Origin of the sequence: Ottowia sp., assembly GCF_016703145.1 — a bacterium.
In the GTDB taxonomy this organism is placed as follows: domain Bacteria; phylum Pseudomonadota; class Gammaproteobacteria; order Burkholderiales; family Burkholderiaceae_C; genus Ottowia.
On sequence record NZ_JADJCO010000003.1, the window covers coordinates 1017848 to 1030314 of the forward strand.

A 12467-nucleotide genomic window follows, 5' to 3' on the forward strand; every position below is an offset into this window, starting at 1 on the left:
GCGACGGCGCCGGGACGGGTGTCAGCCCCTGGCCTTGGCGCCCGGCTTTTGCGCCATGCCCAGCACGGACCGCGCCAGCGCCTTGCCGTCGTCCGTGGCGCCGCGGTAGGTGTCGAGCAGGGCGGCTTCGTCGGCGGTCAGCTCGCGGATGGCCTCGATGGCGCGCCGGCCCGTCAGCAGGTAAATCATGTCGAACCCCCACTCCGGCGCCTGCGCCATGAACGCGGCGCTGGGGTACTGCTCGCCCCGCTCCCAGGCGCCGATGGTGTTGCGCGACTTGCCCAACCGCGCCGCCAGCGTGTCCTGGGTGAGTCCGAGCGCCTCGCGCTGCTCGCGCAGCCGCTTGCCGATACTTGCTTTATTTGGCATGTTAAAGTTGGTATGCACCATATATCGTGCATATCGACCTTATCAATCTATAGCTAAAGGTAGACAAGTCTATATGGCAAAGACGAATCATGAGGCCGCCGGGACGCCTGCCGCGAAGGGCCGCTTGATCCCGTTCCGCGTCCCGGCGGACGAGCATGCGCAGATCGCCGAACTGGCCGAGGCGGAGGGCCGCAGCATGGCGAACTTCGTGCGCTACATGTACCGGCGCGGGCTGGAGGACTACCTGCAGCAGCGGCGGCAGCAAGGCAAGGCGTCGGCCTGACGGCCTGCTGTCCACCAGGGGCCGGCGGGGCGGCGCGGCCTTGGCACAATGCGCGGTTTTCGTCCCACGACAACCGAGGAGCCCCATGTCCCAGTCCCCGTTCCACGAACTCCATGCCGCGATGCAATCGCGGGTCGACCGGGGCTTTCTGCCCGGCGTCTCCACCGTGCTGCTGCGCGGGCGCGAGGTGGTGGACCGCTTCGTGTGCGGGCAGGCCGACATGGAGGCCGGCGTGCCGCTGCGCGACGACCACATCTTCCGGGTCTTCTCCAATACCAAGCTGCTGACCTCATGCGCGGTGCTGCTGCTGATGGAGGACGGCAAGTTGCGCATGGACGACCCCATCGAGCGCTACATCCCCGAACTCGGCAACCGCCAGGTGCTGCGCCTCGGCGCCACGCGCATCGACGACGTGGAGCCGGCCCGGCGCTCGATCACGGTCCTGCACCTGATGACGCATACCTCGGGCTTGGGCTACGGCGCCTTCGATCCCGGCACGCTGTTGTTCAATGCCTACACCCAGGCCGGCGTGCACAACCCGCTGCTGTCGCAGGCGCAGTTCATCCAGGCCCTGGCGCCGCTGCCGCTCAACTTCCACCCCGGCGAGCAGTGGGAGTATTCGCTGGCCACCGACGTGCTGGGCCGGCTGGTGGAGGTGGTGTCGGGCCAGAGCCTGGGCGAGTTCTTCCAGCAGCGCATCTGCGGCCCGCTGGGCATGGTGGACACGGACTTCTGGGTGCCCGAGGCCAAGCGCGGCCGGCTCGCCGCGCTGTACGGCGGCGTGGACTTCATGGACCCGACCAAGCCCGGCCTGAACCGCATGGACGCGGCCCCATTCCCTGGCGCCTACACCAGCCCGAAGCTGCGCCAGACCGGCGGTGGCGGGCTGGTCTCGACGCTGGGCGACACGGTGCGCCTGATCCAGTCGCTGATGCCCGGCGGCCCCACGCTGCTCAAACCCGAGACGCTGGCGCTGATGGGCCGCGACCACATCGCGCCGGGGCTGTGCGTGAAGTTTCCGAACATGCCCGTCAACCCCGGCCGCGTGTTCGGCCTGGGCTCGTCGGTGCTGACCACGCCTGGCCGTTTCGACCCGCCCCATGCCACCGACGAGGTGAGCTGGGGCGGCCTGGCCGGCACGATCTGGTGGATCCATCCGCGCCTGAACATCGCCGGCGTGCTGATGACCCAGCGCTACTTCGGCTTCGGCAACCCCTATTGCTTCGAGTTCAAGGCCCTGGCGTACAAGGGCTTGGGGTATTGATTAATGCTATTTAATTGGTAGCTTTCGACGAAGTAACAGCGCGGGCTGGAGGCTGATTTGACCAAGCATCGGTGGCTGGCCCGGTCTCCACGGCAGCGCCGCCCCGTCAGCCGCGGCGGTATTCGTGCGGCGCCTTGCCGGTCCAGCGCACGAAGGCGTGCCGGAAGTTGGCCGAGTCGCTGTAGCCCAGGCGGCTGGCGATCTCCTCGGTGGTCATGCGGGTCTTGCGCAGGTATTCGATGGCCAGCGTGCGGCGTACCTCCGCCAGGATCTCCCGGTACGACGTGCCCTGCGCCTCCAGCTTGCGGCGCAGGGTGCGCGGCTCCAGCGCCAGCGTCTGGGCCATGGTGTCGATGCGGGGAAAGCGCCAGGGCATCTGCTCGACCAGCGTGCGCCGCACCGTGGAGGCGATGCCCCCTGAATGGGGCAGCTCGGCCAGGAACTGCCCGCACAGCTCGCGCGCCATGCCGTGCGTGGCCGCGTCGGGCAGCCTCGGCTGGCGCTGGTGCCATTCGGCGCCGATGCGCAGTTCGTTGAAGGGCTGGTCGAACCGCACCGGGCAGCCCAGCACTTGGCCGTAGGCCGGCGCGTGGTCGGGCGCGGCATAGGCCGCGCGCACCTCCTCGAAGCTGAACGACGGGCCGAACAGGTCGCGGCTGAGCGACAGGTGCGCGGAAAAGGTGAACTCCAGCGCGAAGCGGTGCAGCGGGTCGGCCGAGTCGGGCGTGAGCAGCGCGTCGTAGCGAAAGCTCTCGACGCCCTGCTCGATCACGTGGGTGATATCCGCCACCGGGCCCATGGCGCGGTTGTACTTCACCGCGAACTCCATCGCCTCGGCCTGCGTCGTGCTGCTCAGCAGCGCATAGCCGTAGAGGCCGTAGGCCGTCAGGCGCATGTGCGCGCCCGCGCGCAGCGCCACGGCGGGGTCCCGCGCCAGCCGGAGGGCGTTGCGGAAGACGGTGGCGATCTGCCGGTAGGACACGCGCGTTTCCGGTGCGCGCAGCGCCGACGCATCCAGTCCGCTGTGGGCCAGCGTCTGCGCCGGCGCCACGCCGTCCTCGGCCAGCACGGCGGCGACGGCCGCGATCCGCTGCGGGGTGTGGATACACGGCTCGACGTCGGGCGGGGGGCGGCGCATGGGGCTGTCGGGTTCTTCAGGCCGCGATGCTAGCAGTGCCGCAGGCGGCGCCGGCCACGCAGAATCGCCAAGAGGACAGATGTCACTGCGTGTTTACCCCCATGCGATGGTGTCCCGAATTCACTGGCAACCGGTCAAAATCCACCTTCTGCTGGGAAGGCGACTGAGATAGATTGTCAGACCGTCTGCGGCATCGACGAAAACAACGCCCAGCGGCAGGAGACAAGCCTTGAAACAAGAAGACAGTCTGACGCGGTTGGCGGCGCCCCTGGGCCTGCCGGCGCTCCCGTGCGAGACCGTTTGCCTTGAAGGGCGCAAGTGCCCCGTTCTCCTGTCCTCCCCCGACGCGCTGCGCGCCACGCGCCGCCCGATCACTTTCGACATCGCGCACTGAAAGCGCAGGAGACCCGAACCATGTCCCAGTCCTCGCAGCAGGCGGCCATTCTGGACCGCTACCACAACACCTGCATCATCGGCGCCGGTGTGATCGGCGCCTCATGGGCGGCGCTGTTCCTGGCCCATGGGCTGAACGTGGTCATCAACGATCCCAATCCGGAGATCGAGGCCGTGGTCAAGGACTACCTGGCCAAGGCCGCGCCCTCGCTGCGCCAGCTCGGCCTGCCGCACGAAGGGCTGGAGAAGAACCTGAGCTTCGAGCCCGACCTGGAGCGCGCCGTGGCCGGCGCCGATCTGGTGCAGGAAAACGGTCCCGAGCGCACCGAATGGAAGCAGGATCTCTGGGCGCGCATCGAAAAGGCCGTGCCCAAGCACGCGCTGCTGCTGTCGTCCAGCTCCGCGCGTCCCGCCACGCTGCAGGCCAAGAAAATGCAGGACGCCAGCCGCCTGCTGGTGGGCCACCCGTTCAACCCGCCCCACCTGATCCCGCTGGTCGAGGTGGTGCCTGGCGAACAGACCGACCCGCGGGCCACCGAGGACAGCGTGGCCTTCTACACCGCGCTGGGCAAGGTGGCGCGCGTCATCAGGAAGGAAGTCGGCGGCTTCGTCGTCAACCGCCTGCAGCGGGCGATCTTCCGCGAGGCGTGCTACCTCGTGCAGGAAGGCGTGGTCACCATCGATGAGCTGGACGACTGCGTCACCAACTCCGTCGGGCTGCGCTGGGCCGTCAACGGACCGTTCAGCTCTTTCCACATGGGCGGCGGGCCGACCGGCCTGAGGGGCTACTTCAAGCAATTCGGCCACGGCATGAAGTCGAGTTGGGCCAACCATTCGCCCGTCGAATACACCGACGAGCTCGCGCAGCTCATCATCGACCAGGGCGACACGGCCTACGCCAACACGCCGATGGAGCAGATGGAGCGCCAGCGCGACGACACGCAGATCGCGCTGCTGCACGCCAAATCGGCCGTGTCGTTCTCCGACAAGAAGGCTTGAGAAGGTGGGTGGTTCTCTGAACGGAAAACGCGCGTTGGCGACGGCGGGTGTCTCCAGTGCCCGAAAAAACAAAGAGAAACCAGAGACACGCGCATGAGCAGGATGTTCGAAGGCCTGAAGGTCATCGATTGCGGCAGCTTCATCGCCGCACCGCTGGCGGCCACGTTGCTGGGTGATTTCGGCGCCGACGTCATCAAGGTCGAGCCGCCGGGTGCCGGCGATCCCTACCGCCACGTCCACAAGATGCCGGGGATGCCGCAATCCGAGCAGGCCTACAACTGGCTGCTGGACAACCGCGGCAAGCGCGGCTTGGCGCTGGATCTTGGCAAGGCCGAGGGCCAGGCCGTGCTGCACAAGCTGGCGGCCGGGGCCGACGTGTTCATCACCAACTACCCGCTGGCGGTGCGCGGAAAGCTGGGGCTCGATACCGAGCGCATCTGCGCCCTGAACGAGCGGCTGATCTACGCCTCCTTCACCGGCTATGGCGAGACCGGCGGCGAGGTCAACAAGCCCGGCTTCGATCTCACCGCGTACTGGGCGCGCTCGGGGCTGATGGACATGGTGCGCACCGATGCGGGCGCACCACCGGCGCGTGCCGTCACCGGCATGGGCGACCACCCGTCCGGCAATTCGCTGTTCGCGGCCATCCTGCTGGCGCTGTACCAACGCGAGCGCACCGGCCGCGGCGCGCAGGTGGGGTCTTCGCTGCTGGCCAACGGCCTGTGGTCCAACGGCGTGATGGCGCAGGCGGCTCTGTGCGGTGCCACCTTCACGCCGCGGCCGCCGCGCGAGAAACTGCTCAACGCGCTGAGCGCGTACTACCGCTGCGGGGATGGGCGCTGGCTGGTGTTGGTCATCGTGAACGAGGCGCGCGATTGGCCGGCCTTCGCCAAATGCATGGACCACGCCGAACTGGTCGACGACCCGCGCTTTGCCACGCAGGCCGATCGTTTCCGCCGCTCGGCCGAATTGATCGCCATCTTCGATGCCGCCTTCGCCACGCGCGACCGCGAGGACTGGCGCCAGCGGCTCGATGAAGCCGGCGTGGTGTTCGAGTGCGTGGCCGAAATGGCCGACCTCCCGAAGGACCGGCAGATGCTTGATGCGGGCGTGCTGGTGCCCTTCGAGGACGACGCCACGCTGACCATCGACAGCCCGCTCTATGTGGCGGGGATCGAGAAATCCAAGCCGCGCAAGCCGCCGGCGCTCGGCGAGCACAGCGATGCGATCCTGCGCGAAGCCGGCTACGACGACTCGGCCATCGCGCAGTTGCGCGAAGCCAGGATCGTCGCCTGACCTTTTGTTTCCTTCTCCTTCACTCGACACCATGCGCCGCGATCCACCCCCTACGTTGTTTGCCAAGTCCAACGGTATCGAACTGGCCTACGACAGTTTCGGCGACCCTGCTGCGCAGCCGCTGTTGCTGATCATGGGGCTGGGCACCCAGATGATCGCGTGGGACGAAGTCTTCTGCGAGCAGCTTGCCGCGCGGGGCTACCGCGTGATCCGCTTCGACAACCGCGACATCGGGCAATCGGCCCGCCTTGCCGCGGCCGGCGTTCCCGACATCGGGAAGCTGCTGACGCAGGCGATGAGCGGCGTCCCGGTGGACGCGGCCAGCGTCCCGTATACGCTGGCCGACATGGCAGCCGATGCGGTCGGCCTGCTCGACGCCCTGGGCATCGGCAGCGCCCACATCGTCGGCGCCTCCATGGGCGGGGCGATCGGGCAGGAGCTGGCGCTGCGGTATCCGATGCGGGTGCGTACGCTGGTGTCCATCATGTCCACGAGCGGGGCGCCTGGCCTGCCGCCTCCCAAGCCCGAGGCGCTGCAGGTTCTGCTGACGCCGGCACCGACCGACAGGGCCGGCTACATCGAACGCCAGCAGCGCGTCATGAAGATTCTGCGTGCGGGCGCTTACCCCGACGAGGAGGCGCTGGATGCCGCGCGTGCCGAACGCGCTTTCGAGCGGGGCCTCAACCCTGCGGGCTATGCGAGGCAGCTGGCGGCGATCATCGCGTCGGGCAGCCGCCGGGAGCGCCTGGCCTCACTGCGCACCCCGACGCTCGTCATCCACGGCGACGTCGACCCGCTGGTACCGATCGAATGCGGCATCGACGTCGCGCGCAGCGTGCCTGGCGCACGCATGGTGACCATTCAGGGCATGGGGCACGCATTGCCCAGGACAACCTGGACGCCGATCGTCGATGCCATCGCAGAACATGCCGTCTGGACCGACTGACCATTGCAAGGAGAGCGAACCATGGATCTGAGTTTCACGCCCGAGGAGGAGGCCTTCCGTGCCGAGGTGCGAGCCTTCCTGGCCGAGAAGTACCCCAAGCGCCTGGCCGACAAGGTGCGCCAGGGCAAGCGCTTGACCAAGGCCGACCAGGAGGAATGGCACGCCATCCTCAACGCGCGCGGCTGGCTGGCCAACCACTGGCCGAAGGAGTACGGCGGCACCGGCTGGACGCCGGGGCAATCCTTCATCTTCGACACCGAGTGCGCCCTCGCCGCGACGCCCCGCATCGTCCCGTTCGGGCTGTCGATGCTCGGCCCGGTGCTGATCAAGTTCGGCACCGAAGAGCAGAAGGCGCGCTGGCTGCCGCGCATCCTCGACGGCTCCGACTGGTGGTCGCAGGGCTATTCCGAACCTGGTTCCGGATCCGACCTGGCTTCCGTCAAGACGACCGCCGTCCGCGGCATCGACGCTCAGGGCGACCACTACATCGTCAACGGCCAGAAGACCTGGACCACCCTGGGCCAGCACGGCAACATGATCTTCTGCCTGGTGCGCACCGATCCCAAGGCCAAGAAGCAGGAGGGCATCAGCTTTCTGCTGGTGGACATGAAGGCGCCCGGCGTCGAAGTGCGTCCCATCGTGACGCTGGACGGTGACCGCGAGGTCAACGAAGTGTTCTTCACCGACGTGCGCGTGCCCGCCGAAAACCTGGTGGGCCAGGAGCACAGGGGCTGGACCTGTGCCAAGTACCTGCTGACCTACGAGCGCACCAACATCGCGGGCATCGGCGGCTCGATGGCCGCGCTGGGCCGGCTGAAGCAGGTTGCGGCGAAGCAGCGCAAGAACGGCCGCCCGTTGGCCGAGGATCCGGCCTTCGCCGCCCGACTGGCGCGGGTGGAGATCGAGTTGGAAAACATGAAGACCACCAACCTGCGCGTCATCGCGGCCGTGGAAGGCGGCGGCGTGCCCGGGCGCGGAGAGCTCGATGCTGAAGATCCGCGGCACGCAGATCCAGCAGGAACTGTCGTCGCTCTATCGGCGCGCCATGGGGCCCTATGCGCTGCCCTTCATCGAGGCGGCGCTGGAGGACGAGCACTACGACGCCCCAGCCGTTGGCCCGGCTGGCGCCGCCTATGCAGCCGCCAAATATTTCAACATGCGCAAAACCTCGATCTACGGCGGCTCCAACGAGATTCAGCGCAACATCATCTCCAAGATGATTCTGGGACTTTGAGCGGGGGAACAGGCATGAATTTCGAACACACCGAAGACCGGCGCATGCTGGCCGACTCGCTCGGCCGCTTCCTGCGCGAGCAATACGCCTTCGAGGCACGCAACAAGATCGCGCAGTCGGCCGAGGGCTACAGCCCCGAGCGCTGGAAACAGATTGCCGAGTTGGGCACGCTCGGCGCCTTGTTCAGCGAAGCCGATGGCGGCTATGGCGGCAGTGGCTTCGACATCGCCGTCGTCTTCGAGCAGTTAGGCCGTGCGCTGTCCGTCGAGCCCGTTCTTGGCGCTTTGATCGTCGGACGCGCCATCGCTTCGGCCGGCAGCCCGGCGCAGCGCGAGCGGCTGGGCGACATCATCGAGGGCGGCTGCATCGCCGCGCTGGCGCATGGCGAGCCTGATTCCTTCTACGAGCTGGCGCGGGTTTCGACGCGGGCGCAGAAAAAGGGCGACGGCTGGGTGCTTGACGGAGCCAAGGCCATCGTGGCGCAGGCTGAAGCGGCCGATCTGCTGCTGGTGAGCGCGCGCACGGCGGGCGATGTCACCGACGAGGCCGGCATCGCGCTGTTTCTCGTGCCGACCAAAACCGCTGGCGTCTCGCTGCGCGGCTATCCGGTGATCGATGGCGGCCGTGCCGCCGAGGTCACGCTGCAGGGCGTGACGCTGGGCGCCGATGCGCTGCTCGGCGCGGAAGGCGAAGGCTTCGCGGTGCTGGAGCGTGCCATCGACGCAGGGCTCGTGGCGCTGGTGGCCGAAGCCGTGGGCGCGATGGACGTGGCCAAGGAGGCGACGCTGGAATACCTGCGCACGCGCAAGCAGTTCGGCGTGCCCATCGGCAGCTTCCAGGCGCTGCAGCATCGCATGGCCGACATGCTGCTGGAGGTGGAGCAGGCGCGCTCGGCCCTCATCAACGCCGCGGCTGCGCTGGACGATGAGGACCGGATCCGGCGCGAGCGGGCGCTGTCGGCGGCCAAGTACACTATCGGCCGCATCGGCACGCTGGTGGCCGAGGAGTCGATCCAATTGCACGGTGGCATCGGCATGACCTGGGAGCTGCCTCTGTCGCACTACGCCAAGCGATTGGTCATGATCGATCACCAGTTCGGGGACGACGACCATCACCTCGCGCGCTACATTGCATTGGGCCGGGTCTGAAATGACACGAATGGGAGCGGTTCCGCGGACATCGAGGACGCTCACCAGGATTCAGGCTTTCTGCCGTTCATCGTCTTGCTTCACACACCTCTCATGAACACCGCCATTCGACCTGATGTCCGTTCACTGGTTTCCGCTGAAGAATGGCAACTGCGGGTGGATCTGGCGGCGTGTTACCGCCTGGTGGCGCTGTACGGCTGGAGCGACCTCGTCTTCACCCACATCAGCGCGCGCATCCCCGGGCCTGAGCATCACTTCCTCATCAATCCCTATGGGATGCTGTTCGACGAGATCACGGCTTCCAGCCTGAACAAAGTCGATATGCACTGCAACAAGCTCATCGAGTCCCCTTACCCCGTCAATCCAGCCGGCTTCGTCATCCACAGCTGCATTCACGAGGCACGTCCCGATGTGCAGTGCGTGCTGCACACCCATAGTCGCGCCGGCGTGGCCGTCAGCGCTCAGAAATGCGGCGTGCTGCCCATCAGCCAGCAGAGCACTTTCGTGCTGGCCTCGCTGGCGTATCACGACTACGAGGGCGTTGCCTTGCGCGACGACGAGAAGCCTCGCCTGCAGCAGGATCTGGGCGACAAAACGTACCTCGTACTGCGAAGCCATGGCCTGCTCACGGCGAGCAGCACCATCCCCGAGGCTTTCCTGAACATGTACAACTTCGAGAACACCTGCCGCATCCAGATCGATGCGCAGGCTGGCGGTGAATTGGTGCACGTCAATCCTGCGATTCTCCAGGGTTTGGCTGCGGTCATGAAGACCGTGACGGCTGGGCAGGGCGCCGACTTGGCGTGGCCGGCATTGCTGCGCAGGCTGGATCGTACCGATCCCAGCTATAAGCAGTAGCCCTGCTTGATATGTAGGGCGGTGACGTTGACAATGGCGGCGGTTGCGCAACCACAGACAAGACAAAAATGACGGAGACAACTTGATGGTCACGCGGCAAAAAGCCCGAGAGGCAGTTCGTATCGGCGGCAAGGAGATTGGCCGTGTACTCATCACAGGCGCTTCGGCCGGCATCGGTGCCGAGTTGGCACGCGAGTTCGCCCGGCATGGCCATCGGCTGACGCTGGTTGCGCGGCGGCGCGAGGCGCTCGCCGCATTGGCCGCCGAACTGGAGCGCGAGCACCAGGTGGATGTGCAGGTCATTGCGCAGGATCTGGCCAAGCCGGGAGGGCCGGCGGCGGCGGTGAAGGCGGCGCAAGCCGGTGGCGAGGAGATCGGCATCCTGGTTAACAACGCCGGCGTCATCGACGTGGGGCGTTTCGCCGATGCCCAGCCCGAGAAGCTGATCGGGCTGGTCGACCTTAACGTGCGCACCATGACCGAGATGACCAGCCGGCTGCTGCCAGGCATGGTGGCGCGGGGCGTCGGGCGGGTGCTTAATGTGTCTTCGCTCTCGGCGTTCCAGCCGGTGCCGACGATGGCTGCCTACGCGGCCAGCAAGGCCTACGTGCTGTCGCTGACCGAGGCGCTGTCGGAAGAGCTGCGCGGCACGGGGGTCAAGGTCACGGCGCTGTGCCCTGGATTCACCGAGACGCCCATGATCTCCGAGATCCAGGCTGGCTCGGCCGCCGTGCGCGGTCTCCCCAAGCAATTCCTCTCCGATCCGAGCGATGTCGCGGCACAGGGCTACCGCGCCCTGATGTCGGGACAGACCGTGGTGGTGCCCGGGCTGCCAAACCAACTCACGGCCGCATGGGCCCAGGTGACGCCGCGCTGGGTGACACGCTACATTGCGGGCGTTGCGACTCGGCGGACGGTGTAGCTTTGTCGTGATGCGTTTCCGTTTCCGCCGCCACGCCCATTAACCCACGATCCTTGAAAGGATTTGAGATGGCATCTTCGTTGTTTCCTGATCCGCTGCAGATGTGGCGCGATGCCGTGACCAAGCTAGAGAACGACGCCAATACCTTGGCTGCGGGAAGCATGAAGTCGCCGGAAGTCGCCCGCTCGCTGCAGCAGGCCTCGGCCGTCACGATGGGCATGCAGCAAGTGTTCGAGAAAATGGTCGAGGCCTACCTGCGCCGCTCCAACCTGCCCAGCCGCAAAGAGTTGCTTGAGGTGATGGAGTCGCTGCAGCGCATCGAGGAGAAGATCGATCGGCTGCTGCCCCAAGACACTTCCGTGCCCAAGCCCGCACGGACACGCCGGCCTCAGAGCGCTGTGGCGCCGTCTCAAGACGTCCCGCCTCCGGCTCCGGCAACCGCTGCCGCCAAGCCTGCGGCCACGAAGTCCACCAAGCGCCGCAGCAAGACCTGAGCGATGGCCACAAAAGCAACTACCCCCCCACAGGCCGATCCGGCCCTCACCGAACGTTTGCGCCAGGAGGTCGAACGTGCCGTGCAGCGCGGTCTCAAGGGCATGGAACTGCTCGGCGCGCCGCCGCCTGCCGTCGGCCGCACGCCCAAGACCATGCTGCACCGGCGCGGCACGCTGGAATTGGTGCACTACCATGCCATGGCGGACGAGGTCTACCGCATACCGCTGCTGATCGTCATGGCGCCCACCAACAAGGGCTACATCCTTGATCTGACGCCGGGGCAGAGCCTGATCGAGTTCCTGCTCAAGCGCGGCTACGACGTCTACATGATCGACTGGAACCCGCCGACGATGAGCGAGCGCGACCTGAAGCTCGAGAACTACACACTGGACTTCATTCCCGATTGCATCCGCCGTGTGCAGCAGGATTCGGGCGAAACAGACGTCAACTTGGTGGGCTACTGCGCTGGCGGGATGCTGTCGGTGATCTACCAATCGCTGCACCCCGATGGGCCGGTGAAGAATTTGGCCTGCTTCACCACGCCCATCGACTACTCGAAGATGGAGTTGTTCCGGGCGATGTCGAGCGAGAAAGCGTTTGACCTTGATGCGTTCGTCGAAAAGAACGGCGTGATACCGGCCGATGTCGTCGCCAGCGGTTTCGAGGCTTTGCGGCCAGCCAGCCGAATAGCGGGTCAAGTCAAACTCTGGGACAACCTCTGGAACGACCAGTTCGTCAAGGGGTACCGGATGATGGAGCGCTGGGGCAACGAAACGCTGCCGCTGCCGGGCGGCTACTTCAAGCAGACGACCAAGGATCTGCTGCGCGACAATGCCCTGTACGAGGGTACATTGCGCATCGGTGGGCAACTGGTCGAACTGGAGAAAATCACTGTGCCGCTGCTGCACGTGGTCGCGCAGTACGACCACATCGTTCCGCCGGATTGCGCGAAGCCGCTGGTGGAGCGTGTCGGCTCGACCGACAAGGAGGAGGTCGTCCTGCCGGGCGGCCATGTCAGCATTGCCGCGGGCGCGAACGCTGTCAAACGCATGTGGCCGAAACTTGACGCCTGGCTGGAGGGGCGCTCGCTATGACTGAAAAATCACGTACCTATCCTCGCCG

At 66.4% G+C, this 12467-nt stretch carries 13 protein-coding genes and 1 pseudogene; 12 read left to right on the plus strand and 2 right to left on the minus strand.

Annotation, left to right across the window (positions count from 1 at the left end):
- Positions 1-21 precede the first annotated feature (21 nt).
- The gene (locus IPG65_RS08570; protein WP_293188804.1) at positions 22-369 is read right to left on the minus strand and encodes a helix-turn-helix transcriptional regulator; all 348 of its coding nucleotides are present in this window, start codon (positions 367-369) and stop codon (positions 22-24) included.
- A 124-nt stretch (positions 370-493) separates the two neighbouring features.
- On the opposite strand from IPG65_RS08570, the gene IPG65_RS08575 reads away from it, so the two are divergent.
- Both IPG65_RS08575 and IPG65_RS08580 read left to right on the plus strand, forming a co-directional pair.
- Positions 494-652: a hypothetical protein gene (locus IPG65_RS08575; protein WP_293188805.1), complete on the plus strand. Its 159-nt coding sequence runs from the start codon at positions 494-496 to the stop codon at positions 650-652.
- Positions 653-737: 85 nt separating this feature from the next.
- Positions 738-1916 (plus strand): serine hydrolase, encoded by a 1179-nt coding sequence (locus tag IPG65_RS08580; protein ID WP_293188806.1) that lies wholly within the window; start codon positions 738-740, stop codon positions 1914-1916.
- A 106-nt stretch (positions 1917-2022) separates the two neighbouring features.
- On the opposite strand, the gene IPG65_RS08585 is transcribed toward IPG65_RS08580, so the two are convergent.
- Positions 2023-3054: an AraC family transcriptional regulator gene (locus IPG65_RS08585; RefSeq protein WP_293188807.1), complete on the minus strand. Its 1032-nt coding sequence runs from the start codon at positions 3052-3054 to the stop codon at positions 2023-2025.
- A 229-nt stretch (positions 3055-3283) separates the two neighbouring features.
- Between IPG65_RS08585 and IPG65_RS08590 the strand changes: the two genes are divergently transcribed.
- The 10 genes and pseudogenes from IPG65_RS08590 to IPG65_RS08635 all read left to right on the plus strand — a co-directional run bounded on the left by IPG65_RS08590 (position 3284) and on the right by IPG65_RS08635 (position 12439).
- Positions 3284-3448, plus strand: coding sequence for a hypothetical protein (locus IPG65_RS08590; protein ID WP_293188808.1), 165 nt, complete (start codon positions 3284-3286; stop codon positions 3446-3448).
- A gap of 20 nt (positions 3449-3468) precedes the next feature.
- Positions 3469-4446 (plus strand): 3-hydroxyacyl-CoA dehydrogenase NAD-binding domain-containing protein, encoded by a 978-nt coding sequence (locus IPG65_RS08595; RefSeq protein WP_293188809.1) that lies wholly within the window; start codon positions 3469-3471, stop codon positions 4444-4446.
- Between the two features lie 93 nt (positions 4447-4539).
- A complete protein-coding gene (locus tag IPG65_RS08600; protein ID WP_293188810.1) occupies positions 4540-5742 on the plus strand; it encodes a CoA transferase in 1203 nt (400 codons plus the stop codon).
- Positions 5743-5773: 31 nt separating this feature from the next.
- Complete coding sequence (locus IPG65_RS08605) at positions 5774-6688, plus strand: alpha/beta hydrolase (RefSeq protein ID WP_293188811.1); 915 nt, start codon at positions 5774-5776, stop codon at positions 6686-6688.
- A gap of 21 nt (positions 6689-6709) precedes the next feature.
- Positions 6710-7922 (plus strand): annotated as a pseudogene (locus IPG65_RS08610) (acyl-CoA dehydrogenase family protein).
- A 14-nt stretch (positions 7923-7936) separates the two neighbouring features.
- Complete coding sequence (locus IPG65_RS08615) at positions 7937-9070, plus strand: acyl-CoA dehydrogenase family protein (RefSeq protein ID WP_293188812.1); 1134 nt, start codon at positions 7937-7939, stop codon at positions 9068-9070.
- A gap of 93 nt (positions 9071-9163) precedes the next feature.
- Complete coding sequence (locus IPG65_RS08620; protein WP_293188813.1) at positions 9164-9928, plus strand: class II aldolase/adducin family protein; 765 nt, start codon at positions 9164-9166, stop codon at positions 9926-9928.
- Between the two features lie 85 nt (positions 9929-10013).
- Complete coding sequence (locus tag IPG65_RS08625) at positions 10014-10850, plus strand: SDR family NAD(P)-dependent oxidoreductase (protein WP_293188814.1); 837 nt, start codon at positions 10014-10016, stop codon at positions 10848-10850.
- A gap of 68 nt (positions 10851-10918) precedes the next feature.
- Positions 10919-11344 carry a hypothetical protein gene (locus IPG65_RS08630; protein ID WP_293188815.1) on the plus strand — a complete coding sequence of 142 codons (426 nt, stop codon included), beginning with the start codon at positions 10919-10921 and terminating at the stop codon, positions 11342-11344.
- Between the two features lie 3 nt (positions 11345-11347).
- Complete coding sequence (locus IPG65_RS08635) at positions 11348-12439, plus strand: alpha/beta fold hydrolase (RefSeq protein ID WP_293188816.1); 1092 nt, start codon at positions 11348-11350, stop codon at positions 12437-12439.
- Positions 12440-12467: the final 28 nt, after the last annotated feature.